The sequence below is a fragment of the Kitasatospora phosalacinea genome, assembly GCF_030268885.1.
Lineage (GTDB): Bacteria > Actinomycetota > Actinomycetes > Streptomycetales > Streptomycetaceae > Kitasatospora > Kitasatospora phosalacinea_C.
Map to the genome: position 1 here is coordinate 1 of NZ_BSSA01000003.1, position 24336 is coordinate 24336.

Below are 24336 nucleotides of genomic sequence, written 5' to 3' on the forward strand. Positions count from 1 at the left end.
GCCTGGCTGGGACGGTGCAGACGGTTGGCGAGGGACTACGAGCGCAAGACCGCGCACGCCGAAGCGATGATCAAGGTCGCCATGATCCGCCTCATGGCCGCCCGCCTCGCCGGCGAGGAGATCGAACCACGCGGCCCCATCGAGACCGAAGCAGCCCGCCGCCTCGCCGACGACCTCAACGATCAGTAGCTAGCCAATTACCCCACACTTTCTGAGCCGCCCGAGCCGCCCGAGCCGCCCGAGGGCCGGGCTCACTCGAACGGGCTACGGCGGCGGGGGCCGGGCGAGTTGACGCCGCGTCACGTTCACCTGCCGGCCGGGCGTGTGCGGGCGTGTGCGGGCGGGGGCGTGGGCATAAACCGCTCCGAGGGGGTGGTCCGGTGTACGTGTCGCGGATCAGGGTGTCCGGAGTGAAGTGCTTCACCGGCGCGCGGGAGGTCGACCTGACGATCCCGGCCGGCCCGGGGTGGACGGTGTTTGCCGGGCCGAACGGCAGCGGGAAGAGCACCCTGCTGCGGGTGCTCGCGATGGCGCTCGGCGCGCTGCCCCCCGGCCCCGCCGCCCGCTGGGGCGCCGACGGCTGGGTCCGGGCCGACCCGGCCCCGCGCTGGCGGGTCGGCGACCCGCCGGGCCCCCCGCGCGCCCACTTCCCGCTGCCCGCCCCGGGCCGCCGCACCCCGCTGGACGCCGAACTGGTCGCCGAGGTGCTGCCCCCCGGCTGGCGGGTCAGCGACCCGGAGCGGCAGCACGTCGCCCGCGGCGACCTGGAACTCCCGCTGGACGAACTCGGCGACGGCACCGCCGGGTTGGCCCGCCTGGTCAGCCAACTCGCCGCCGCCCCCACCTCGGGCCCGGTGCTGCTGGACGACGTCGACCGGCACCTGCACCCGCTCTGGCAGCAGCGGATCGGCCCCTGGCTCACCGAGCGCTTCCCGCACGCCCAGTTCCTGGTCACCACCCACAGCCCGTACGTCTGCCAGGCCGCCGACCCCGGCGCCCTGGTCCGGCTGCCCGGCCCGGACGAGGACCGCGCCCCGTACCGGCTCGACGAGGAACTCCGGCAGCGGGTGCTGTACGGCAGCGGCGAGGACACCGCGCTGTCCGAGCTGTTCGCGCTGCCCAGCGCCTACTCGCCCGCCGCCGAGGCCGAACGCCGGCTGCTGGTGCGCCTGGAGCGCAAGCTGTACGCCGGGCAGGCCACCGACGCCGAACTCGCCGAGTACCGCGAACTGGGCGCCAAGCTGAACAGCTCGCTGACCGCCCGGGTCGACGAGGTCACCGCCCGGCTGCTCGGCAGGGACGGGTGATCCCGCTCCAGCGGCCACCGCTCCAGCCCCGGCTGGCCGCCGAACTCGCCCGTGCCACCGACCGGATACGCGCCGACGGCCCCACCACCGCCACCGGGCGCGCCGCGTGGCGCCGCGCCGTCCGCCCCAAGGCCCAACTGCGGCTGATGCTGCGGCAGATGGCCCCCGGCCTGGAACGCTGCATGTACTGCGGCGACAACCTGGGCACCGACATCGACCACTTCGAACCGATCGCCCAGGCCCCGCTGCGCACCTTCGACTGGCAGAACCACCTGCTGGCCTGCGCCCACTGCAACAGCAACCGCAAGCGCGACCGCTTCCCGCGCGACCCGGCCACCGGCGACGGCCTGCTGGTCGACCCCTGCCGCGAGGACCCGGCCGACCACCTGCGGCTCTACCTGGACTCCGGCGCGTACGACCCGCTGACCGTCCGCGGCGAGGCCACCATCGAGGTGTTCGGCCTCAACGAGCGGCCCGAACTCGTCCGCGGCCGCCGGATGATGTTCGCCGTGGTCAAGGCGCTGCTGCTGGCCCGGCGGTCCGCCGCCACCCCCGCCGCGGCCGCCGAGTACGCCGCCGCGCTGCGCGAGATCCACCACGCCGACGTGCTGCGCACCGTCCTCGCCCTGCGCCGCAGCCGCCCGCTCGCGCTCGCCGTGCTCGGCCCGGACGTGCTCGACGCGCTCGACCGGCTCGTCGCCGAGGTGCCGGGGTTCCTCGCGTGAAGGGGCCGACCGGCCTCCCGCAGAAGGCCGTTGGCGGCGATCCGGCCCGGGGCGCGGAAGACCGCGGCGCCTCCCGGCGTTGGTCACGGGCATGAGGATCGGGGAAGCCGCGCGCGCCAGCGGCGTGAGCGCGAGGTCGCTTCGGTACTACGAGGACGAGGGACTGATCGTCCCCGGCCGGTTCGACAACGGGTTCCGCGACTACTGCCGGTCCACCATCGACCGGGTGCTCGCCATCCGCTCGCTGCTGGAGTCGGGGCTGCCCGTGCGGCTGATCAGGGAGGCCCTGCCGGACCCCGCCGACGCCTCCGGGGGAGCCGGGCCGGTGGACGAGGAGTTCCTGCGCGAGGTGCGGGCGCACCGGGACCGGCTCGCCGCCCGGATCGCCCTCCTCAGCGAGCAGCAGGCGGCGCTCGACGCCTACCTCCGGGCGGCGCCCCGCACCGACCCGCACCCGCCGCTTGCCCTTGACGCAAGTGTCAGGGTCCTACCTTCGGCGCATGAAGACCGACGAACGGCACAGCACCGATGAACGGACGTCCCGGGCCCTGGTCCAGCGCTCGCACCTGGGCCCCCGGGACCTCACCCTCACCACCGACCACCCCCGCCCCGTGCCGGGGCCCGGCGAGTACCTGATCCGGGTGGGCGCCGCCGGGGTCAACTTCGCGGACGTCATGCAGACCCGCGGCACGTACGGGGGCGGCCCGCGGGCGCCCTACGTCGCGGGCTTCGAAGCCGCGGGCGAGATCGTGGACGTCGGGCCGGGCGTCACCGAGCCGCTCCCGCCCGGCACCCACGTCGTCGGCACCGGCCCGGGCGCGTTCGCGCAGTACGCGACGGTGTCGGCGGCCGGGGCGCTCCCCGTGCCGGACGGCTGGAGCGACGCCGAAGCGCTCGGCATGGTGCTGAACTGGGCGACCGCCCTGGCCGCGCTGAAGCCGCTGGGCGGGATCGAGCCGGGCGAGACGGTGCTCGTCCAGGCCGCGGCCGGCGGCGTGGGGCAGGCCGCCGTCCGCCTGGCCCGCCACTACGGCGCGCGGGTGGTGGCCACCGCCTCCCCGGCGAAGCACGACACCGTCCGGGCGCTCGGCGCCGACGAGGTCCTGGACGGCCGGCGCCCCGACCTGGCCGCGGAGATCACCCGGCTGACCGGCGGGGTCGACCTGGTCCTGGAGTCGGTGGGGCGGACCACCTTCGCCACCAGCCTGGCGGTCACCAAGCCCTTCACCGGACGCGTCGTGGTGTTCGGCGCGGCCTCCGGCGACGCCACCCTGACCACGCACGACCTGGTCTTCGCCCACCCGGTCCAGGTCAAGGGCCTGCACATCGGCACCCTGGCCACCGCCGTCCCGGCCCTCTACCGCTCGCTGATCGCCGAACTCGGGACGCTCGTCGCCGACGGCGTCTACCCGCCCGGCACCCCCGTGGTCCACCCGCTGGCCGACGGCCCGGCCGTCCTGGAGAGCCTCGAAGCCGGGCGGACCAGCGGCAAGCACGCCCTCGACCCCTGGCGTTGAGCCCCGCCCCGCAGCCGTCGGCCCCCGCGGCCGTCGACGCCCGCAGCCGTCAGTGCCCGCGGGCGTCGACGGTCGCAGCCGTCAGCGGCCGCGCTCCAGCCGCTGCTCGAACCAGACCACCTTGCCCGCGCCCAGCCGGGTCGCGCCCCAGCGGTCCGCGCACCGGGCCACTATCTGCAGGCCGCGCCCGCGCTCCTCCTCCGGCCCGGCCCGGCGGGTGCGCGGCAGCGCGGGCGAGTCGTCGCCGACCTCGCAGCGCAGCAGCGAGGTGCGCACCAGCCGCAGCGTCACCGGCCGGGTGGCGTGCTGGATCGCGTTGGTGACCAGCTCGCTGACCATCAACTCGCAGTTCTCCGCGAGGTGTTCCAGCCCCCAGCGGCGCAGCGCGTGCCCGGCCAGCCGCCGCGCCCGGCCCGGCGTCTCGTGCCGCGGCTGCAGGTGCCAGTGCGCGACGTCCTCGGCCGGGATGCCGTCGAAGGCGGCCGCCAGCAGGGCGATGTCGTCGGCCCGGTCGCCCGGCGGCAGGATCCGCAGCGCCTCCTGGCACAGCTGCTCGGGGGTGAGCCGGTTGCCGCCCGCGAGCCGGGCCCGCAGCAGTTCCAGGCCGGTGCCCAGCGGGCGGCGGCGGGTCTCCACCAGGCCGTCGGTGAACAGCAGCAGCGCCGAGCCGGGCGGCGCGGGCAGCTCCACCGAGGCGAAGTCCACCCCGCCGACGCCGATCGGTGCGCCCGGGGGCAGGTCCAGCAGCTCGCTGCTGCCGTCCGGGCCGATCAGCACCGGCGGCACGTGCCCGGCGTTGGCGATCCGCACCCGGCCCGCGATCGGGTCGTACACCGCGTACACGCAGGTCGCCAAGTGGTGCTCGCGGCCCAGGCGTTGGGCCTGTTCGTCGAGGTGGTACAGCACCTCGTGCGGCGGCAGGTCCAGGCCCGCCAGGGTCTGCGCGGAGGTCCGCAGCTGGCCCATCACGGCGGCCGAGGTCAGCGAGTGGCCCATCACGTCGCCGGTGATCAGCGCGACCCGGTTGCCGGGCAGCGGGATCGAGTCGTACCAGTCGCCGCCGACCTGCGCGCCGCGCTCGCCCGGCAGGTAGCGGTGCGCCAGCCGGACGCCGTGCGGCTGCGGCAGGTGCGCGGGCAGCATCGAGCGCTGCAACTGGTCGGCGATCTCCCACTCGCGGGTGTAGCGCAGCGCGGTGTCCACCGCCAGGCCGCCGTGGGTGGCCAGGTGCGCGGCGGTCGCGGCGTCGGCCGGGTCGAAGCCGGCCGGGGCGCCGTCCGGCAGCGGGCGGCGGATCAGCAGCAGCATGCCGAGCGCGGCCTGCCGCCCGTGCAGCGGCAGCGCCAGCAGCGCCGTCCCGGCGGGCAGCCGGCCCAGCGCCCGGGCGCCCAGCAGTTCGGCGGCGAGGCCCCCGCGGCGGTCGTCCAGCACGATCGGCCCGCCCGGGGCGCGGTGGGCCAGGGCGCGCTCCAGGGCGCTGCCGGGCAGCACCGGGCGCAGCCCGGCGCGTCGGCCCAGCCGGGTGCCGCAGGTGTGCCGCACCTGCAGGGCCCGCGGCGGGCCCGGGTCGCGCTCGACGTCCGGCAGCGGGTCGCGGACCAGCACCACCAGGGCGTCCGCGACCGCCGGGACGAGCACCCGGCCCAGGTTGCGCAGGGTCGCCGTCAGGTCCAGCGAGCTGTTGATCCGCCGGGCCGCCCGGTCCAGCGCGGCCAGCCGCTCCGCCAGCCGCTGCGGCACGCCGGAGGGCACCGCGCCGGAGGCACCTCCGCCGGGCGGCGGGTGCCGCTGGACGGGTACGGCGGGCGGCTGCCCCGCCAGGGGCTCCAGGTGGTCGCGCACGGGCTGCCCGATCTGTGCAGGTGTGGTCTCGGGTACGGAGACTGATGCCGCGTCAGCCGGTGCGCCGACAGCGCAGGTACAGCTGGGTCTCCGGCGGCTGGGCCGACCCGGCGGGCGCGTACGACTGGCTGTCCACCGCCTCCACCGCGAACCCGGTGCCCTCCAGCAGGGCCGTCAGCTCCTCGCGCAGGTAGCCGCTGACCCGGATCTCCTGTTCCAGGAACGGCAGCGGAGCGTCGTCCAGGTCGGCCTCGACCATGCCCAGTGCCAGCAGGCCGCCCGGGCGCAGCAGGGCGCGGAGGCGGCCGAGCGTCTCGGCGATCTCCGCGCGGGGCAGCATCAGCAGGGAGAAGAACGCCGCCGCGGCGTCCAGCGAACCGTGCCCGGCGGGGCCCAACTCCGGTGCGCCCCACAGGGTTCCGGCGCTCTCCAGGCCGAGGTCCAGGACGTCCATCCGGTGGAAGGACGCCGCCGGGACGGCCGCCCGGGCCTGCGCCAGCATGCCCTCCGACAGGTCGACGCCGGTCACCTGCAGCCCGCCCGCGGCCAGTTGGCGGGCGGTCGGCTCACCGGCCCCGCAGCCCACGTCCAACACCCTTGCGCCGGGCTGGAGTTCGGACAGCAGCCAGTCGCCGCACGCGAGCTGCCCGGTCCTGGCCGGAAACACCTCCTGGTAGCGGCCCCCGATCGCGTCGAACACGGCGGCCTGGCGGGCCCGTTCGGCTCGGCGCGCACCTGCCGCGGACGCCCCGTCGGCGTCGGCGGCGGCAGCGGTCTGTTCGTCCGTCACGATGATCTGGGCACCTCTCCCGCGTGCGTCCTGCCCTGCCCGTCGTGGCCCGCACACCACGCCCGACCCTGGCCTTCGAGGATAAACGCGATCACCGCACCGTGGAGTCCGTTTCCGGTCAACTCGTGCGCCGTTGGGCGCTTATCGCCCGCCAGGGGAAGCACACCGGGGCCCGCCAGGTAGCGCGCCAACGGTCCGCACGCCGCATGGCGCGACCGCGCCATGCCCCGCGCCAGGGCCGTGAGCTGCGCCGCGGCCCGGGCCGGCGCCCGACCGACGGCCTTGCCGCGAGCGTTTATCGAACGTCAATCGCCACCTGTCAGAGTCTTCTCAGCGCCGGGGAAGCGTCAAGGCGTTCCCGCAGCCGGGGGGCTGCGGGGACGCCGACGCTCCCGGGGGGAAGGCTTCCGCCAGGGGGGGGACCAGGGGGGTACCACGGGGGAGCGGGGGCCTACGGCGCGACGGGGGGAAGAGGGGGAGGGGAAGGCTCGGTGTGCCGCGAAGCGATGAGGTCCTGCACGGGCTGGGCCTCGGGCACACCGAGCCGGGTGAACACCGTGAGCGCCTCCTGGAGACAGGCCAGCCCGCGCGAGGGCTGGCCCAGCTCCAGGAGCGCCTCGCCCAGTGCGGCGTTCGCCATGCCCTGGCAGTACGCCGCCTCGATCTCCTGGGCGATCGACAGCGACTCCTCGGCCGCCTCCGCCGCCGCCGCGAACTGACCGTCCGCGAGCAGGCAGGCGGCCAGCCGGGCCAGCGAGTAGCCCTCCCAGATCGGGTGCTGCTGCTGCCGGTAGAGCTGGTGCGCCTCCCGCAGGTGCACCGCCGCCTCGCCGGGCGAGCCGGTCGAGCGCAGCACCACGCCCAACTGGTAGAGCGTGTCCGCCAGGCACGGCACGTTCCCGGACGCCCGGGCCGCCGCCACCGCGGCGCGGGCGGACTCCTCCGCCTCGGCGTGCCGACCCAGACCGACGTGGGCGCGGGCCGTGTTGGCGAGCAGTCTGGCCTCGCTGATCGGGGAGTCCAACTGCTGCACCGCCTCCAGCGCCTGCTGGTAGAAGGGCAGGGCCTCGGCGGGTCGGCCGGCCAGGGTGAGCGTGATGGCCAGGCCGTTGGCGGTGGTCAACCGGAGCGCGGTGGCCCGGCCGACGGGTTGCAGTGCCAGACTGAGGGCCAACGACTCCTCGGAGGCCGCGAGTTCGGAGGCGGTCCGGTGGATCTGGCCGAGCGCGTGGTGCACGCAGGCCAGGGTCTCCGGGTCCTGCAGGGCCACCGGGCTCACCGCGGCGGCCCGGAGCATGGCGAGGAACCGCGGGGCGAGCGTCGGGTCCTCGCTCACGAACGTCAGGTTCTGCAGGATGTCCACGGCGGGTTGCAGCAGGTCGAGGGGGGCGTCGGCGGCGGCCTCGACGGCGCCCAGCAGGACGCCGATCTCGGACCGGAGCCAGCTGCGGGCCGCCTGGCCGTCGACGAACGACTGGCCGCTCGAGTCGGCCCGGTGCAGCGGCTCGATGGCCAGGTCGTCCGGCTCGATCACCTGCCGGGCGTTGTGCATGGTGGCGTGCAGCAGGTCCAGCAGCCGCAGTAGCGCCGCCTGCTGCTGCTCGACGTCCGCCAGTTTGGCGTTCTGCCGCTGCGCGTACAGGCGCAGCAGGTCGTGGTAGCGGTACCGGCCGGGGGTGAAGCACTCCAGCATGTTGGCCTCGACCAGGGCCTCCGCCAGGTCCTCGGCCTCCGGCTCGGAGGTGCCGAGCAGCGCGGTGACGGCCGCCAGCGGCAGGTCGGGGGAGTCGACCAGGGCGAGCAGCCGGAACGCCCGGGCCTCCTCCGGCCGGAGCTGGGCGTAACCGAGCCCCAGGGTGGTCTCCACGGCGAGGTTGCCGAGCTGGAGCTCCTGGAGCCGGTTGCGCTGGTCCGCTAACCGCCGGGCCAGGTCGGAGACGCTCCAGCGCGGACGGCTGGCCAGCCGGGCGGCGGCGATCCGGACCGCCAGCGGCAGGAACCCGCAGGAGGTCACCACCTGCAGCGCGGCCTCCGGCTCGGCGCCGACCCGCTCGGCGCCGACGATCGCCGAGAACAGCGCCAGCGCCTCGTCCGGGGTCAGCTCCTCGATGTCCACCAGGTGCGCGCCGGGCAGTTCGGCCAGCCGGGAGCGGCTGGTCACCATCACCGCGTTGCCGGAGACGCCGGGGATCAGCGGCCGCAACTGCCGGGCGTCGCGGGCGTTGTCGAGCAGGATCAGCATCCGCTTGTCGGCCAGCAGCGAGCGGTACAGCGCGGCGCGCTGCTCCAGCGAGTCGGGGGCGTCGGGCGCACCGAGGGCGTGCAGGAAGTCGCCGAGCACCACGGCCGGGTCGGCGGGGGAGGCGCCCGCGCCGCGCAGGTCCACGTACAGCTGCCCGTCCGGGAAGTCCGGGCGCAGCGAGTGCGCGACGTGCACCGCGAGGGTGGTCTTGCCGACGCCGCCGATGCCGGCCAGCGAGGTCACCACGACGGCTTGGCCGGAACCCGCTCTCAGCACGTCCCGCAGTTCGCTCACCATCTTGCTGCGCCCGCTGAAGTCCGAGACGTCGGCCGGGAGTTGGGCGGGCGGGACGAACGGGGGAGGCTCCGCGGCGGCCTTCGGCGGGGCGGCCGACGGCGCCAGCAGGTCCGGGTCGCCGGCCAGGATCCGGGCGTGCATGGTGGACAGCCCGCTGCCCGGCTCCACGCCCAGCTCGTCGATCAGCAGCTTGCGAGTGTCCGCGTACACGCCCAGCGACTCGGCCTGCCGACCGCTGCGGTACAGCGCCAGCATCAGCAGTTCGCGCAGCCGTTCGCGCAGCGGGTGCGCGGCGCACAGCGAGTTCAACTCGGCCACCACGTCGGCGTGCAGGCCGATCTCCAGGGCCAGCGCGCAGCGCTCCTCGGCCACCGCGAGCTGCCGCTCGGAGAGCCGGCCGCGCTGGGTCTCGGCGTACGGCCCCGGCACGCCGGCCAGCGGACGGCCGCGCCACAGGTCGAGCGCGGCGACCAGGGTGTCGTGGGCGGGGCGCAAGCCGCCGTCGGCCCGGGCGGTGGACGCCTCGGTGACCTGCCGCTCGAAGACGGCCAGGTCCAGGGCGTCTGCCGGAATCCGCAGCGCGTACCCGTCGGTCATCGAGACCAGGACCTCGGAGGGCTTGCGGGCGGCGCGGTTGGGCTCCAGCACCGAACGCAGCCGGGAGACGTAGGTGCGCAGCGCGGCCACCGCCTGCGGCGGGGTGCGGTCCCCCCAGATGCCGTCCACCAGGTCGTCGGTGGTCACCGGACGGCCCTCGCTGAGCAGCAGGGCCACCAGGACGGCCTGTTGCTGCGGCGATCCGAGGGCCAGCGGCACGTCACCGCGCCACGCCTGGACAGGGCCGAGCACTTGGAAGCGCAACGCCGCGGCGGAGCGCGTGTCCTGATGCTCCATGTCCTCCCCTGTGGCCGATGAACCGTCTGTTCCCCACGCCTCCGCCGGTCGTGTGGGGGCGACAGCTTATGAGGAACCGTGCAAACGTCCACCAAGCGGGTGCGCGGTGCAACGTTTATAAGACATTTAGCGGTCCCTACGATACTGTCCGCGCGCCCAACGACAGTCGTCCGGGTGATCGAACCCTCTCAGCTGAAAGGCGGCCCACCCCATGGCCGACGAGACCACCACCGCCGTTCCCGAGGCCGAGCAGACCCCGGCCCCGGTCGAGCACACCGCCGTCGCCACCGACCCGAACGCGATCGAGAACGCCCTCCAGGTGCTGGCCGAGCAGCCCGCGCCGGAGGCCGACCCGGTGCCCGCCACCGACAAGCCGGGCGAGGACCTCGAACCGCTCGGCGCGGTCCTCAACTGCCCGTGACCGCTGCCCGCACGACCAGAACGAGCCCCGACCCTCACCGGCCGGGGCTCGTCCCGTTTCAGCGCACGGACGCCGCTACTGCGCCGAGCGCACCCGCAGGTTGGTGATCAGCGGGCCGTCGGTGACCTCGGCGAAGAAGTCGTTGCCCTTGTCGTCCACCACGATGAACGCCGGGAAGTCCTCCACCTCGATCCGCCAGACCGCCTCCATGCCGAGCTCCGGGTACTCCAGCACCTCGACCTTCTTGATGCAGTCCTGCGCCAGCCGGGCCGCGGGGCCGCCGATCGAGCCCAGGTAGAAGCCGCCGTGCTCGGCGCACGCCTTGGTGACCTGCTTGGAGCGGTTGCCCTTGGCCAGCATCACCATCGAGCCGCCCGCCGCCTGGAACTGGTCGACGTAGGAGTCCATCCGCCCGGCCGTGGTCGGGCCGAAGGAGCCGGACGCGAAGCCCTCGGGGGTCTTCGCCGGGCCCGCGTAGTACACCGGGTGGTCCTTCAGGTACTGCGGCATGCCCTGGCCGGCGTCGAGGCGCTCCTTGATCTTGGCGTGCGCGATGTCGCGGGCCACCACCAGCGTGCCGGTGAGCGAGAGCCGGGTCTTCACCGGGTACTTGGACAGCTCGGCGCGGACCTCGGACATCGGGCGGTTCAGGTCGATCCGCACCACGTCGTCGTTCAGGTGCTCGTCGGTGGTCTCCGGCAGGTACTTCGCCGGGTCGGTCTCCAACTGCTCCAGGAACACGCCCTCCGCGGTGATCTTGCCGAGCGCCTGGCGGTCCGCCGAGCAGGACACCGCCATCGCGACCGGCAGCGAGGCGCCGTGCCGCGGCAGCCGGATCACCCGCACGTCGTGGCAGAAGTACTTGCCGCCGAACTGCGCGCCGATGCCGATCTTCTGGGTCAGCTCGAAGACCTTCTGCTCCAGCTCCAGGTCGCGGAAGCCGTGCCCGGTCCTCGCGTCACCGCCGGTGGGCAGGTTGTCCAGGTAGTGCGCGGAGGCGTACTTCGCGGTCTTCAGGGCGAACTCGGCGCTGGTGCCGCCGACCACGATCGCCAGGTGGTACGGCGGGCAGGCCGCGGTGCCCAGCGAACGGATCTTCTGCTCCAGGAAGTTGAGCATCGACGCCTCGTTGAGGATCGCCTTGGTCTCCTGGTACAGGTACGACTTGTTGGCGGAGCCGCCGCCCTTCGCCATGAACAGGAACTTGTACGCGTCCCCGTCGGTGGCGTACAGCTCGATCTGGGCCGGCAGGTTGTTGCCGGTGTTCTTCTCGTCCCACATGGTCACCGGGGCCATCTGGGAGTACCGCAGGTTCAGCTTGGTGTACGCGTCGAACACGCCGCGGGCGATGGCCGACTCGTCCTCGCCGGAGGTCAGCACGTTCTGGCCGCGCTTGCCCATCACGATCGCGGTGCCGGTGTCCTGGCACATCGGCAGGATGCCGCCCGCCGAGATGTTGACGTTCTTCAGCAGGTCCAGCGCCACGAACCGGTCGTTCGGGCTGGCCTCCGGGTCGTCCAGGATCCGGCGCAGCTGCGCCAGGTGCGCCGGGCGCAGGTAGTGCGAGATGTCGTGCATCGCCTCGGCCGTCAGCAGCCGCAGCGCCTCCGGCTCGACCTGCAGGAAGGTGCGACCGCCCGCCTCGAAGGTCGAGACCCCCTCGGAGGTGAGCTTGCGGTACGGAGTGGTGTCCGTGCCGAGCGGGAGCAGGTCGCGGTAGGCGAACTCTGGGGCCATGGGGTGATCCTTCGGTTCTTTCGGCTTCGTCGACGAGGCACCCTCCAGGTTAGGCGCACCCGCCGCTCCCGCCGCGCCCAGGTCCGCCTCCGTGACCGGGGTCACGCCCGTTGCGTCGAACCGCCGTTCGGTACGGGGGTCGGCTCGCTAGGCTTGTGACGTGGACAACTCCCCCGAGCAGGACCCGCAGGGCCCGCTGCCCGCCCCGCTGGCGAAGAACGCCCCCGTCCAGGCGCCCGGAACCGACCTGGCCGCCGAACTGCGCGCCTCCGACGCCGACCGCGAACGCGTCGCCGACCTGCTGCGCGACGCGTACGCCGAGGGCCGGCTGACCGTCGACGAGCACGCCGAGCGCGTCGAGGCCGCCTACAACGCCCGCACCTTCGGCGAGTTGGAACCCCTCACCCGCGACCTGCCCAGCCACCCCGGCCCGATCCGGCACAACCTCACCAAGCCCCCGCTGGACGCCCCGGCCCCCGCCCCGCAGCCCCCGCTGCCCCCGGCCCGCGCCGAGTCCCCCACCATGGTCGCGGTCTTCGGCGGCGCCTCCCGCAAGGGCCGCTGGCGGGTCGGCTCGCACCTCAAGGCGGTCGCCGTGTTCGGCGGCATCGAGATCGACCTCACCGACGCGGTCTTCGAGTCCCCCGAGGTGGTCATCGAGGTGGTCACGGTGTTCGGCGGCGTCGAGGTCCGCGTCCCCGAGAACGTCAGCCTGCACGGCGGAGGCGCGGGCGTCTTCGGCGGCTTCGAAGTTCGCGAACAGACCTCCGCCGACCCCTACGCCCCCGTCGTCCGGGTCAAGGGCGCCGCCGTGTTCGGCGGCGTCGAGGCCAAGCCGCGGCGCGGCAAGAAGCTCACGGAGTGGGTCCGCCGACAGCTCGACGGCTGACCTGCGCGTTTCCCGACGCGGCGTCAACTCCCCTCGCGGCACTCGTCGTTGTCCCGAGTGCAGCGGGTAGTCGGTTGCGTGCGGTGTGCATGAATCCCGGGGCGGCGGGGTAGTTCCCCTCGCACATCGTTCCTGTACGGCTGTGACCCCGCGGGTCGGCGACGGTGCCACGGCGAGGGAGCACGGGGCAGTCGGGCAGGAGGCGACACCGTCCCCGAGCCTTGAGCCTGGTCAGGAGTTACCGTGCTGCATCCGATCGAGTCCACCGCCGCCGCCCGCCGCCCGGCGGCCCAGCCGGACGTGGACGACAGCCCCTGGCACACTTCCGCCGCCTGCCGCAGCGACGAGGCCGGGCTGTTCTTCGCCCCCTCCAAGGAGCCCACGGCGGCCCGCCTCGCCCGCGAGGAGCAGGCCAAGCGCGTCTGCGCCCGCTGCCCCGTCCTCCTCGAGTGCCGCGAACACGCCCTCGCCCAGCCCGAGCCCTACGGCGTCTGGGGCGGCCTGACCGCCGCCGAACGCCGCGTCGTCCTCACCCGCCGTCGCCGCCGCGAAGCGGAGATCCGCGTCCCGGCCCGCATAGCCGGCTGAAGGGCGGAACCAGGAAACGCGGAGCCGGGGGCGCGGGGAACTGCGCGGCCGACCGAGCACGCACAGCCGGATCGCGAAGCAGGGCAACCACTTGCACTGTCCCGCGACCACGCTGACGTGCGACTCCCGCCGCACGCAGTTCCCCGCGCCCCTGCCTGCTCAGTTCGCCCGGTCGAAGTCGATCGCGCTGTACGCCCGCAGCTTGGCGAGCTTGTGGGTGGAGTCGATCCGCCGGATCGTCCCGCTCTTGGAGCGCATGACCAGCGACGAGGTGGTGGCCGTCTCCTGGCGGTAGTGCACGCCGCGCAGCAGCTCGCCGTCGGTGATGCCGGTGGCGACGAAGAACACGTTCTCGCCGCTGACCAGGTCGTCCGTGGTGAGCACCCGGTCCAGGTCGTGCCCGGCGTCGATCGCCTTCTGGCGCTCCGCCGCGTCCTTGGGCCACAGCCGCCCCTGGATGACGCCGCCCATGCACTTCATCGCGCAGGCCGCGATGATGCCCTCGGGGGTGCCGCCGACGCCCATCAGCAGGTCGACGCCGGTCTCCTCGCGGGCGGCCATGATCGCACCGGCCACGTCGCCGTCCGAGATGAACTTGATCCGGGCACCGGCCTCGCGGATCTCCCGGACCAGGTCCTGGTGCCGGGGCCGGTCCAGCACGACGACGGTGACGTCCTCGACCGCGGAGCCCTTCGCCTTCGCGACCCGGCGGATGTTGACCGCGGGCGGGGCGGTGATGTCGACGTAGTCGGCGGCCTCGGGGCCGCAGACCAGCTTGTCCATGTAGAAGACCGCGCTGGGGTCGAACATGGTGCCGCGGTCGGCGACCGCGAGGACCGCGACGGCGTTGTTCATGCCCTTGGCGGTCAGCGTGGTGCCGTCCACCGGGTCGACGGCGACGTCGCACTCGGCGCCGGTGCCGTCACCGACCCGCTCGCCGTTGTAGAGCATCGGGGCCTCGTCCTTCTCACCCTCGCCGATGACGACGACGCCGTTCATCGAGACGGTGGAGACGAGGGTGCGCATCGCCTTCACGGCCGCGCCGTCGGCGCCGTTCTTGTCGCCCCGGCCGACCCAGCGGCCGGCCGCCATCGCGGCGGCCTCGGTGACCCGGACCAGTTCGAGGGCGAGGTTGCGGTCGGGCGCCTCCGGAGCGACCTCCAGGGCGGAGGGGAGGTGGTGCGGGTACTGCGTGGTCATCGTCGTTACCTCTCTGTACGCGACGGCCAGTCAGCACCTGGACGCGGAGCGTCACCGGTGCTGCATTGAGGGTTGCTGCGATCGTATCGGCAGGTGGAACGGGTGTCTGTGGCGCCCGCCTCCTCCGCCCCTTACCGGGCGGTGACCGCCCCTCACCGCCCCCACCACCCCCCACCGGCACACCGGTGCGCAGTGCCCGCGTAAGCGCCGCCTACCATGGGCGGGTGGCAGGCAACAGCAGCAAGAGGGGCCGACAGACGGTACGGGACATGGTCCTGTCGATGGCGGCGGTCGGCGTCGTGGTGGTGGTCGCGTACTTCTCGATCCCCAGCGCGGACGGCAAGGGCGGCGCGCACGCGGTGCCGTACCAGGTCGAACTCGCGTCGGCGAAGCGGGCCGCGCCCTACCCGCTGCTGGGTCCGGACCGGCTGCCGGACGGCTGGAAGGCCACCTCGGTGAGCTACAGCCCGAACGACAAGGGCCACGCCTCCTGGCACCTGGGCATCAACACCGCCTCCGGCCAGTACGCGGCGATCGAGCAGAGCAACGGCAAGTCCGCGGACGTGGTGGCGCAGAACGTGCCGGGCGCCCAGCCGGACGGCACCGTCACCGTGGCGGGCCAGGAGTGGCAGCGGGTGCAGGGCGACCGCTACCGGGGACTGGTCCGCCCGGCCGGGGACACCGGCACCACGGTCCTCACCGGCACCGCCTCGTACGAGGAGCTCGCCCAGCTCGCCGAGACCCTGCACTGACGCCGCGCACCGCGGAGCGCCGCGCACCACGAAGGCCCCCGCCGGACATCCGGCGGGGGCCTTCGGCGTCAGTGCCGGGGACCGGTTCAGACGGTGGTGACGACCTCGTCGTAGGCCAGGCGCGGGCTGCGCGGGAACCAGGCGTCCTCGCCCGGCTTGCCGATGTTGACCACGGCCAGCACCGAGTGCTCGCCGTCGCCGAAGAACTCCTTGTTGATGCCCTCCGGGTTGAAGCCGGTCATCGGGCCCGCGGCCAGGCCGGCGGCACGGACGCCGATGATGAAGTAGGCGGCCTGCAGGGCGCCGTTCAGCACGGCCGAGGCCTCGCGCACCGGGCGCTCGGAGAAGAAGAGGTCCTTCGCCTGCGGGAAGTGCGGCAGCTGGGTCGGGAGCTCCTCGTGGAACTCGTTGTCGACGGCGAGGATGGCGACCAGCGGCGCGGCGGAGGTCTTGGCCTGGTTGCCCTCGGCCATGTGCTGGACGAGGCGGGCGCGGCCCTCCTCGGAGCGGACCAGGACGATGCGCAGCGGCTGCTGGTTGAAGGCCGTCGGGCCGTACTTCACCAGGTCGTAGATGGCCTGGACCTGCTCGTCGCTGACCGGCTCGTCCGAGAAGGTGTTGGCGGTGCGGGCCTCACGGAAGAGCAGGTCCTGGGCGGCGGCGTCGAGTGCCAGGGTCATGGTCTGTGTCCTACCTCAAAGCTGGGGACTGGGGTCCGATCCGGCGGCTGGGGTGCCGTACGACCAGGTCCAACTTCGATGAAACTTAAACCATTCCCGGAGCCGTCGTGACGTGCGTCACAGGGCGCGGACGGCTCACTCCCCGGCGGGCTCCTCCGCGGCCAGCGCCGCGTCCAGCCGGGCCCGGGCGCCGTCCAGCCAGCGCTGGCAGACCTTGGCCAGCTCCTCGCCGCGCTCCCACAGCGCCAGCGACTCCTCCAGCGTCGTCCCGCCGGTCTCCAACTGCCGCACCACCTGCAGCAGTTCGTCCCGCGCCTGCTCGTAACCGAGCGACTCCTGAGGACCTGCTCCCTGCTGACCCCGCTGATCTGCCATGCCGCCAGGGTAGGCGCTGCCCCCGACAAACCCGTTGCGCCCCGCCCCGTACCCCGCCCTACCCTGCGCTGCATGAGCACCCCACGCCCGGCCGTCCCCGCGGACGCGGAGGAACTGGTCGAACTCCGCACGCTGATGTTCGAGGCCATGCACGGAGAGGCCCGCCCCGGCCCCTGGCAGCGCACCGCCGCCGACCTGCTGGTCCGGCAACTCGCCGAGCCGCGGCGCCGGTTGCAGGCGTACGTGGTCGACGACCCGGAGCGCCCCGGACGGCTGCTCAGCTGCGCCGTCGGCACCCTGGAGCAGCGGCTGCCCGCCCCCGGCCACCCGGAGGGCCTGTTCGGCTTCGTCTTCAACATCTGCACCCGCCCCGAGCAGCGCGGCCGGGGCCACGCCCGAGCCTGCACCGAGGCCCTGCTCGCCTGGTTCGACGCGAGCGGCGCCACCCGGGTCGACCTGCACGCCACCGAGGACGGCCAGGCCCTCTACCGCAGCCTCGGCTTCCAGGAGCACTCCACGCCGCTCTCCCGGCAGCGCCCGCCCGCGGCCTGACCCGCCGCCCCCGCCGTCCGCCGGACCGGGGCCGGCGAGCCCTGCGCCAGCGTGCGCCGCAGGTTCAGCCGGGCCCGGTACGTCAGCGTCTTCACCGCGCCCACCCGCAGCCCGATCCGGTCGGCGATCTCCACCGAGCTCAGCCCGTCCCAGTACCGCAGCCGCAGCACCGAGCGCTGCCGCTCGTTCAGCACCGACAGCGCCGCGCCCACCCGCTCCGCCTCGGCCGCGGCGATCACCGACTCCTCCACCCGCACCCCGGAGTCGTGGTCGGCGACCGCGGCCACCGCCGACTCCCGGCGGGTGGAGCGCCGTTTCTCGTGGTCCAGCAGTACGTGGCGGGCGATGGTGAACAGCCACGCGCCGAGGTCCGTACCCGTCCAGTGGAAACCGCGAATTCCCGCCATCGCGCGGACGAAGGTGTCCTGGGCCAGGTCCTCGGCCAGCGGCCGGCTCCCGGTGCGGCGCAGCAGGAACGCCAGCACGGCGCCGTGGTAGCACCGGTAGATGTCCGCCCAGGCATCGCGGTTCCCCGACTTGGCGGCCTCGATCAGCGCGGGCGTCACCACCGGTCTGTTCGACGGGGAGACGTCCATGCCAAACCTCCGGAAAATGCCGGAAAAGGGAAGGCCCGTCACACTATGACCCGGTCCGATCGGGTGCAAGCAGTTCACGGAAAAGCACCGTGAATGCCCGTCAATTCCCGTGCGGAGGGGGCTCGCGGGCAATTCCGCGAGCCGGTACCGGATGGTCGACGGGCGGTCAGCCCGCGTCCGGCTCCGCCCGCACCCCGAACGAGCCGCCCGCCACCCGGGCCCGCAGCACCTCCCCGTCCGCGGCCTGCGCCGGGTCGGTCAGCACCGTGCCGTCCGCCTTCTGCAGCACCGCGTACCCGCGCTCCAGGGTGGCCAGCGGCGACAGCGCCACCACCCGGGCCAGCGCGTGCCCCAGGTCGCTCTGCGCGAGGTCCAGCCGGTGCCCGAGCACCCGCCGGGCCCGCTCCACCAGCGCCTCCACCTCCGCGCCGCGGGCCGCCACCGCCTCGGTCGGCGCGGCCAGCGCCGGACGGCTGCGCACCGAGGCCAGCCCCGCCGACTCCCGCTCGACCCGGTGCAGCACGGCCCGCCGCGCCTGGTCGCGCAACTGCCGCACCCGGGCCAGCTCCTCGCCCACGTCCGGCACCACCCGCTTCGCCGCGTCGGTCGGGGTGGACGCCCGGAAGTCCGCGACGAAGTCCAGCAGCGGCTGGTCCGGCTCGTGCCCGATCGCGCTCACCACCGGCGTCCGGGCCGCCGCCACCGTCCGCACCAGCTCCTCGTCGGAGAACGGCAGCAGGTCCTCCACGCTGCCGCCGCCGCGGGCCACCACGATCACCTCCACCTCCGGCAGCGCGTCCAGCTCCCGCACCGCCTCGCACACCTGGCCCACCGCCTGCGGCCCCTGCACCAGCACGTTGCGCACCTCGAATCGGACGGCCGGCCAGCGCCGCCGGGCGTTCTCCAGCACGTCCCGCTCGGCCGCCGAACCGCGGCCGGTCACCAGGCCCACGCAGCCCGGCAGGAACGGCAGCGGCTTCTTCCGGGCGTCCTCGAACAGGCCCTCGGCGAACAGCCGCCGCTTCAACTGCTCCAGCCGCGCCAGCAGTTCGCCCAACCCCACCAGCCGCAGCTCGGACGCCCGCAGCGAGAGCGTCCCGCGCGCCGTGTACCACTCCGGCTTCGCCCGGACGATCACCCGGGCCCCCTCCTGCACGGCGTCCGCCACCTGCTCGAACACCTGCCGGAAGCAGGTCACCGTCAACGAGACGTCCCGGTCCGGGTCCCGCAGCGTCAGGAACACCATCCCGGCCCCCGGCCGCCGGTTCAGCTGCGCGATCTGCCCCTCCACCCACACCTCGCCCAGCCGATCGACCCACCCCCCGATCAACGCCGACACCTTCCCCACCGGCAGGGGCGCTTCCGGACTGCTCGCATTGACCATCCCCCGAGGCTAACCGCTGCCCTGGACGCGCAGTCGAAACCCGCAGGCGCGAAACCAGGGGCGCGGGGAACTGCGCGGCCGGCAGAGCACGCACAGCCAGATCGCGAAGCAGGATGATCACTTGCACCGTCCCGCGACCTTGCTGACGTTCACCTCCCGCTTCGCGCAGTTCCCCGCGCCCCCATCCGCACCACCCCGCCAAGCGCAGCAGTTCCCCCCCGCGCCCCTGGCTTCACGCCTCGCGTTCCCGCCCGCGCTGCGCGACGAGCACCACCAGCCCCACCCCCAGCCACACCGCCCCCACCACCTGCGCCGTGTGCGACGCCTCCACCAGCACCGCCACCAGCACCGCCACGCCCAGCAGCGGCACCACCCCGTGCCGCAGCCAGTCCCGCGAGCCGCCGCGCACCACGTACCAGCCCACCACCGAGGCGTGCAGCAGCACGAACGCGGTGAGCGCGCCGACGTTGACCACCGAGGTCAGCTGGTCGAGCCCGTCGTCGCGGCGGGCCGCCCAGACCGCCGCGACCAGCGTGATCACGGCCGCGGTGAGCAGCGCCCGCCGGGGCACCCCCGTCCGCCCGTCGACCGCGCCGAGCGCCCGCGGCAGCCGCCCCTCCCGCCCCATCGCGAACACCAGCCGCCCGGCCGCGGCCTGCCCGGCCAGGGCCGCGAACGCCGCCCCGATCGCCTTGGACGCCGCGATCAGCACGTGCAGCCAGTGCCCGACCGAGGACTCCACGGTGTCGTAGAAGGCGGAGCCCTGCGCCTGGGGGTCGGCGGCCAGCTGCTGCGGCGTCGTCGGCTCCAGCACCGCCGCCAGGTACGTCTGCACCACGAACAGCAGCCCGGCCAGGGCCAGGCACCACAGCACCGCCCGCGCCACCGCCGCCGACGCGCCGACGGCCTCCTCGACGAAGGAGGCGATCGCGTCGAAGCCCAGGTAGGAGAGCACCGCCACCGACACCGCGGACAGCACCGCCGTCAACGAGAACGCGCCGACTCCCCCGAACGGGGAGCCCCAGTCGCGCGCCGCCCCGTCCCGGGCCAGCACCACCACCGCGGCGACCACGAACACCGCCAGCACCACGACCTCCATCGCCAGCACCGCGAACCCCACCACCGCGGCCGTCCGCACCCCGACCAGGTTCAGCGCCGTGGTGACCAGCACCGCCAGCACGGTCCACACCCAGCGCGAGACGTCCGGCACCAGCGAGTTCAGCGCGATCCCGGAGAACAGGTACGCCACCGCCGGGATCAGCAGGTAGTCCAGCATCGCCATCCACCCGGCGACGAACCCCGCCCCCTCGCCCAGCCCGGCCCGCGCGTACGCGAACACCGACCCGGCCCGCGGCACCGCCCGCACCATCTCGGCGTACGACAGCGCGGTGAACCCCATCGCCACCGTCGCCACCAGGTACACCGCGGCCACCGCGCCGTGGCTCTTCGCGTCCAGCACGCCGAACACGCCGACCGGCGCCATCGGGGCGATGAACAGCAGCCCGTACACCATCAGATCCCGCACCCCGAGGGTGCGCCGCAGCTCAGCGGCCGGTGCCTGTGTGCTCACCCTCGCCATTCCACCCGATCCGACCCGCCCGCCGCCGCCAAGACCGCGCCGACGCGCGTGGGGGCCCGCGGGACTCGCCCGTACGATGGAGCCATGTCGACCACCCCCCAGCGCCGTGTCCTGCTCGCCGCCCCCCGGGGTTACTGCGCGGGTGTCGACCGCGCCGTGATCGCCGTGGAGAAGGCCCTGGAGCAGTACGGGGCGCCGATCTACGTCCGCAAGCAGATCGTCCACAACAAGTACGTCGTGCAGACCCTGGAGAAGCGGGGCGCGATCTTCGTCGACGAGACGGAGGAGGTGCCCGAGGGCTCGATCGTGGTCTTCTCGGCGCACGGCGTCGCCCCGTCCGTGCACGACGAGGCCGAGGCGGGCAAGCTCGCCACCATCGACGCGACCTGCCCGCTGGTCACCAAGGTGCACAAGGAGGCCCGCCGGTTCGCCGACGAGGACTACGACATCCTGCTGATCGGCCACGAGGGCCACGAGGAGGTCGTCGGCACCATGGGCGAGGCCCCCGAGCGGATCCACCTGGTGGACGGCGCCGAGGACGTCGCCAACGTCAAGGTCCGCGACGAGTCCAAGCTGGTGTGGCTCTCCCAGACCACCCTCTCCGTGGACGAGACCATGGAGACCGTCGGCGCCCTCAAGCAGCGCTTCCCGCTGCTGGTCTCCCCGCCCAGCGACGACATCTGCTACGCCACCCAGAACCGCCAGGTCGCGGTGAAGCAGCTCGCCCCCGAGGCCGACCTGCTGATCGTGGTCGGCTCCAAGAACTCCTCCAACTCGGTCCGGCTGGTCGAGGTCGGCCTCGAGTACGGCGCCAAGGCCGCCCACCTGGTCGACTTCGCCGAGGAGATCGACCCGGCCTGGCTGGAGGGCGTCGGCACGGTCGGCCTGACCAGCGGCGCCTCCGTGCCGGAGGTCCTGGTCGACGGCGTGCTCGAACTCCTCGCCGCGCACGGCTTCCAGGACGTGCAGATCGTCAAGACCGCCGAGGAGCACCTCACCTTCTCGCTCCCCAAGGAGCTCCGCCGCGACCTGCGCGCCGAAGCCGCCGGCAAGGTCTGACCCTCCCCGTCCCGCCCGGCGCCCGGTCCCGCTCCACGGGGCCGGGCGTCGCCCGTGCGGGCGGCCGCCCTCCGGGAACGGGCTGCGCCCGACCCCGTACCCCCGTACGTTGGTGCGAGGGCCGGCGGGCAGCGGACGCCCCCGGCGGGCACGGGAGGCGACGGCAGTGACGACGGTCTTCGGCGTGGACATCGGCGGCTCGGGCATCAAGGGCGCACCGGTCGACCTGGACATGGGCGCGCTCGCCCGGGAGCGCCACAAGGTGCTCACCCCCCACCCCTCCGGACCGGAGGAGGTGATCGGCGCGGTCTGCGAGGTCGTCCGGCACTTCGACCACCGGGGGCCGGTCGGCCTGACCTTCCCCGGCGTGGTCGTCGACGGGCGCACCATGACCGCCGCCAACGTCGACAAGGGCTGGATCGGCCTGGACGCCGCCGCCCGGTTCAGCGAGGCCCTCGGCCTGCCCGCCACCGTGGTCAACGACGCCGACGCGGCCGGCATCGCCGAGGTCACCTACGGCGCCGGACGCGGCCGGGGCGGCGTCGTCCTGCTGCTCACCTTCGGCACCGGCATCGGCAGCGCCCTGTTCTCCGACGGCGTGCTCGTCCCCAACACCGAACTCGGCCACCTCGAACTGCGCGGCAAGGACGCCGAACGGCGCGCCTCCTCCGCCGCCAAGGAGCGCCACGACCTCAGCTGGTCCGAGTGGGCCGGGCGGGTCGACGAGTACCTCGACCTGGTCGAGATGCTGTTCTCCCCGCAGCTGATCGTCATCGGCGGCGGCGTCAGCCGCAAGCACGAGAAGTTCCTGCCCCTGCTCAAGGACCGCCGCGCCGAGGTCGTCCCCGCCGAACTGCGCAACGACGCGGGCATCGTCGGCGCGGCCATGGCGGCCACCCTGCAGCCCACCGTGCCCGCCGCCGAACCCCCGGTCGGCCACTGACCCCGCGCACCCGCCGGGCCGCCGACCTGCCCGGGCCGCCGACCTGGCCGGCCCGACGACCTACCTGGCCCGGCGGCCTGCCCGGCCCGGCGCCCTACCTGGCCCGGCGACGGCGGCGCTGGGCCAGGTAACGCGCGGTGACGATCGCGGCGGCCAGGGCGGTGCCGGCGAACAGCCAGCCCGCCCGCAGCGCCAGGCCGCCGGCCAGCGCGACCACCTGGCCGGTGACGCCCTGCGCAGGTCCCGGCTGCAGCAGCACCAGCGCCGCCGCGAAGGCGATCGGCCCGCAGATCGGCGCCGCCGGCAGGTCCGGGTACCGCACCCGCACGGCCAGCTGGAAGCACACCACCAGATAGCCGAGCCCGAACAGCACCCCGAGCCCGCCGAACAGCAACCGGTCCACCGCGGCGCACACCAGCGTCCCGGCCACCGCCACGACCCCGGTGCCCACCGCCGTCAGCCGGGCCGGACGCCCGCTCCCGCCGCGCCGCTGCCGCGCCGCCAGTAGCCGCTGCACCGCGCGCTTCAGCGCCGGCGGGCCGGTCCGGGCGCCGGACGCCGACCGCAGCCGCGACTCGGGGGGCCCGCTCTGCCCCGGAACGGCGGCCTCGCCGGCGCCGCGTCCGGGCGGTCGCCTTCTCGGCCCTGGCGGCTGGGTACGGATGCTCTGCTCCACCCGACCAACGTACGGTCCGATCATCGACACCGTGTGTAATGGCTCCCGAGCAATTGTCCGTGTCCGGCCGGTGCGCGCTCCCACCGCGCTTCGTCCGTCCCCCCGCGCGCCCCGTAGACTGGGGGATCGGCCCGCACCGGGCCACCTCGACGCCCTCCAAGCCCCGGGACACCACTCTCCATGTCGCTCACGATCGGAATCGTCGGCCTGCCGAACGTCGGCAAGTCGACCCTGTTCAACGCCCTGACCAAGAACGACGTGCTGGCGGCCAACTACCCGTTCGCCACCATCGAGCCGAACGTCGGCGTCGTCGGCGTCCCGGACCCGCGGCTGGGCAAGCTCGCCGAGATCTTCGGCTCGCAGCGCATCCTCCCGGCCACCGTCGACTTCGTCGACATCGCGGGCATCGTCCGCGGCGCCAGCGAGGGCGAGGGCCTGGGCAACAAGTTCCTCGCCAACATCCGCGAGGCCAACGCGATCTGCCAGGTCGTCCGGGCCTTCACCGACCCCGACGTGGTCCACGTCGACGGCAAGGTCTCGCCCAAGGACGACATCGAGACCATCCACACCGAGCTGATCCTCGCCGACCTGCAGACCATCGAGAAGGCGCTGCCGCGGCTCCAGAAGGAGGCCCGGCTCAAGAAGGACACCGCGGCCGTGCTCGCCGCCGCCGAGGCCGCCCAGGCCGTCCTGGAGACCGGCAAGACCCTCTTCGAGGCCGGTTTCGACACCACCGCCATCCGCGACCTGCACCTGATGACCTCGAAGCCGTTCCTCTACGTCTTCAACGTCGACGAGGACGCCCTCTCCGACGAGGACTTCAAGGACGCCCAGCGCGCCCTGGTCGCCCCCGCCGAGGCCATCTTCCTCAACGCCAAGATCGAGTCCGAGCTGATCGAGCTCGACGACGACGAGGCCCTCGAACTCCTCCAGTCCATGGGCCAGGACGAGCCCGGCCTCGCCACCCTCGCCCGGGTCGGCTTCGCCACCCTCGGCCTGCAGACCTACCTGACCGCCGGCCCCAAGGAGACCCGGGCCTGGACGATCAAGCGGGGCGCCACCGCCCCCGAGGCCGCCGGAGTCATCCACACCGACTTCCAGAAGGGCTTCATCAAGGCCGAGGTCACCTCCTTCGACGACCTCGTCGCCGCCGGCTCCCTCGCCGAGGCCCGCGCCAAGGGCAAGGCCCGCATCGAGGGCAAGGACTACGTCATGCAGGACGGCGACGTCGTCGAGTTCCGCTTCAACGTCTGACCGGCCCGCAACGGTGGCCGCCCTCCCCCGGGAGGGC

At 74.0% G+C, this 24336-nt stretch carries 23 protein-coding genes and 1 pseudogene; 13 read left to right on the plus strand and 11 right to left on the minus strand.

The features are described 5' to 3' along the window. From QSK52_RS06115 to QSK52_RS06135, 5 genes and pseudogenes are all read left to right on the plus strand, one after another. Nucleotides 1–189: pseudogene (locus tag QSK52_RS06115) on the plus strand (hypothetical protein); the annotation flags it as partial. Nucleotides 190–401: 212 nt separating this feature from the next. Further along, nucleotides 402–1307, plus strand: coding sequence for an AAA family ATPase (locus tag QSK52_RS06120; RefSeq protein ID WP_285734464.1), 906 nt, complete (start codon nt 402–404; stop codon nt 1305–1307). After that, a complete protein-coding gene (locus QSK52_RS06125) occupies nt 1304–2032 on the plus strand; it encodes an HNH endonuclease (protein ID WP_285734465.1) in 729 nt (242 codons plus the stop codon). Before QSK52_RS06120 ends, QSK52_RS06125 begins: the two co-directional genes overlap by 4 nt. Nucleotides 2033–2123: 91 nt before the next feature. Then, nucleotides 2124–2564, plus strand: coding sequence for a MerR family transcriptional regulator (locus QSK52_RS06130; protein ID WP_285734466.1), 441 nt, complete (start codon nt 2124–2126; stop codon nt 2562–2564). Then, a complete protein-coding gene (locus QSK52_RS06135; RefSeq protein ID WP_285734468.1) occupies nt 2533–3549 on the plus strand; it encodes a zinc-binding dehydrogenase in 1017 nt (338 codons plus the stop codon). The genes QSK52_RS06130 and QSK52_RS06135 overlap by 32 nt, the downstream gene beginning before the upstream one ends. Nucleotides 3550–3630: 81 nt before the next feature. Here QSK52_RS06135 and QSK52_RS06140 read toward each other — a convergent pair whose 3' ends face one another. The 3 genes from QSK52_RS06140 to QSK52_RS06150 form a co-directional block, all read right to left on the minus strand. Further along, the gene (locus tag QSK52_RS06140) at nt 3631–5391 is read right to left on the minus strand and encodes an ATP-binding SpoIIE family protein phosphatase (RefSeq protein ID WP_285734470.1); all 1761 of its coding nucleotides are present in this window, start codon (nt 5389–5391) and stop codon (nt 3631–3633) included. Between the two features lie 52 nt (nt 5392–5443). Beyond that, the gene (locus tag QSK52_RS06145) at nt 5444–6181 is read right to left on the minus strand and encodes a class I SAM-dependent methyltransferase (RefSeq protein WP_285734471.1); all 738 of its coding nucleotides are present in this window, start codon (nt 6179–6181) and stop codon (nt 5444–5446) included. Nucleotides 6182–6632: 451 nt separating this feature from the next. Continuing rightward, nucleotides 6633–9614, minus strand: a complete 2982-nt coding sequence (locus tag QSK52_RS06150; RefSeq protein ID WP_285734472.1) for an AfsR/SARP family transcriptional regulator — start codon at nt 9612–9614, stop codon at nt 6633–6635. 211 nt (nt 9615–9825) lie between these two features. Between QSK52_RS06150 and QSK52_RS06155 the strand changes: the two genes are divergently transcribed. After that, nucleotides 9826–10035 carry a hypothetical protein gene (locus tag QSK52_RS06155; protein WP_285734473.1) on the plus strand — a complete coding sequence of 70 codons (210 nt, stop codon included), beginning with the start codon at nt 9826–9828 and terminating at the stop codon, nt 10033–10035. 75 nt (nt 10036–10110) lie between these two features. On the opposite strand, the gene QSK52_RS06160 is transcribed toward QSK52_RS06155, so the two are convergent. Next, nucleotides 10111–11772: a fumarate hydratase gene (locus QSK52_RS06160; protein WP_285734474.1), complete on the minus strand. Its 1662-nt coding sequence runs from the start codon at nt 11770–11772 to the stop codon at nt 10111–10113. Nucleotides 11773–11932: 160 nt separating this feature from the next. Here QSK52_RS06160 and QSK52_RS06165 point away from each other — a divergent pair, with 160 nt between their 5' ends. Both QSK52_RS06165 and QSK52_RS06170 read left to right on the plus strand, forming a co-directional pair. Further along, a complete protein-coding gene (locus tag QSK52_RS06165) occupies nt 11933–12661 on the plus strand; it encodes a DUF1707 SHOCT-like domain-containing protein (protein WP_285734475.1) in 729 nt (242 codons plus the stop codon). Nucleotides 12662–12904: 243 nt separating this feature from the next. Continuing rightward, nucleotides 12905–13249 carry a WhiB family transcriptional regulator gene (locus QSK52_RS06170; protein ID WP_435053172.1) on the plus strand — a complete coding sequence of 115 codons (345 nt, stop codon included), beginning with the start codon at nt 12905–12907 and terminating at the stop codon, nt 13247–13249. A gap of 159 nt (nt 13250–13408) precedes the next feature. Here QSK52_RS06170 and glpX read toward each other — a convergent pair whose 3' ends face one another. After that, on the minus strand, nt 13409–14449 hold the full coding sequence (glpX, locus tag QSK52_RS06175; RefSeq protein WP_285734476.1) for a class II fructose-bisphosphatase: 1041 nt from the start codon (nt 14447–14449) through the stop codon (nt 13409–13411). A 224-nt stretch (nt 14450–14673) separates the two neighbouring features. On the opposite strand from glpX, the gene QSK52_RS06180 reads away from it, so the two are divergent. Next, entirely contained in the window at nt 14674–15201 is a 528-nt protein-coding gene (locus QSK52_RS06180; protein WP_285734477.1) for a DUF4245 domain-containing protein, read from the plus strand. 86 nt (nt 15202–15287) lie between these two features. On the opposite strand, the gene QSK52_RS06185 is transcribed toward QSK52_RS06180, so the two are convergent. Beyond that, nucleotides 15288–15881: a malonic semialdehyde reductase gene (locus QSK52_RS06185; RefSeq protein ID WP_285734478.1), complete on the minus strand. Its 594-nt coding sequence runs from the start codon at nt 15879–15881 to the stop codon at nt 15288–15290. 135 nt (nt 15882–16016) lie between these two features. Continuing rightward, the gene (locus QSK52_RS06190) at nt 16017–16256 is read right to left on the minus strand and encodes an exodeoxyribonuclease VII small subunit (RefSeq protein ID WP_285734479.1); all 240 of its coding nucleotides are present in this window, start codon (nt 16254–16256) and stop codon (nt 16017–16019) included. Nucleotides 16257–16328: 72 nt separating this feature from the next. Between QSK52_RS06190 and QSK52_RS06195 the strand changes: the two genes are divergently transcribed. Further along, nucleotides 16329–16808 carry a GNAT family N-acetyltransferase gene (locus QSK52_RS06195; RefSeq protein WP_285734481.1) on the plus strand — a complete coding sequence of 160 codons (480 nt, stop codon included), beginning with the start codon at nt 16329–16331 and terminating at the stop codon, nt 16806–16808. Here QSK52_RS06195 and QSK52_RS06200 read toward each other — a convergent pair. From QSK52_RS06200 to QSK52_RS06210, 3 genes are all read right to left on the minus strand, one after another. Continuing rightward, nucleotides 16742–17404: an RNA polymerase sigma factor gene (locus tag QSK52_RS06200; protein ID WP_285734483.1), complete on the minus strand. Its 663-nt coding sequence runs from the start codon at nt 17402–17404 to the stop codon at nt 16742–16744. The genes QSK52_RS06195 and QSK52_RS06200 overlap by 67 nt on opposite strands. A gap of 166 nt (nt 17405–17570) precedes the next feature. Further along, the gene (gene xseA, locus QSK52_RS06205) at nt 17571–18788 is read right to left on the minus strand and encodes an exodeoxyribonuclease VII large subunit (protein ID WP_285734484.1); all 1218 of its coding nucleotides are present in this window, start codon (nt 18786–18788) and stop codon (nt 17571–17573) included. A gap of 232 nt (nt 18789–19020) precedes the next feature. Further along, entirely contained in the window at nt 19021–20367 is a 1347-nt protein-coding gene (locus QSK52_RS06210; RefSeq protein ID WP_285734486.1) for an APC family permease, read from the minus strand. A gap of 84 nt (nt 20368–20451) precedes the next feature. Here QSK52_RS06210 and QSK52_RS06215 point away from each other — a divergent pair, with 84 nt between their 5' ends. Both QSK52_RS06215 and ppgK read left to right on the plus strand, forming a co-directional pair. Beyond that, nucleotides 20452–21426, plus strand: a complete 975-nt coding sequence (locus tag QSK52_RS06215; RefSeq protein ID WP_285734489.1) for a 4-hydroxy-3-methylbut-2-enyl diphosphate reductase — start codon at nt 20452–20454, stop codon at nt 21424–21426. A 166-nt stretch (nt 21427–21592) separates the two neighbouring features. Beyond that, nucleotides 21593–22369: a polyphosphate--glucose phosphotransferase gene (gene ppgK / locus QSK52_RS06220; RefSeq protein ID WP_285734491.1), complete on the plus strand. Its 777-nt coding sequence runs from the start codon at nt 21593–21595 to the stop codon at nt 22367–22369. Between the two features lie 94 nt (nt 22370–22463). Here ppgK and QSK52_RS06225 read toward each other — a convergent pair whose 3' ends face one another. Then, complete coding sequence (locus QSK52_RS06225) at nt 22464–22886, minus strand: DUF6542 domain-containing protein (RefSeq protein WP_285734493.1); 423 nt, start codon at nt 22884–22886, stop codon at nt 22464–22466. Nucleotides 22887–23225: 339 nt separating this feature from the next. On the opposite strand from QSK52_RS06225, the gene ychF reads away from it, so the two are divergent. Beyond that, complete coding sequence (gene ychF, locus QSK52_RS06230) at nt 23226–24299, plus strand: redox-regulated ATPase YchF (RefSeq protein ID WP_285734495.1); 1074 nt, start codon at nt 23226–23228, stop codon at nt 24297–24299. Nucleotides 24300–24336 lie beyond the last annotated feature (37 nt).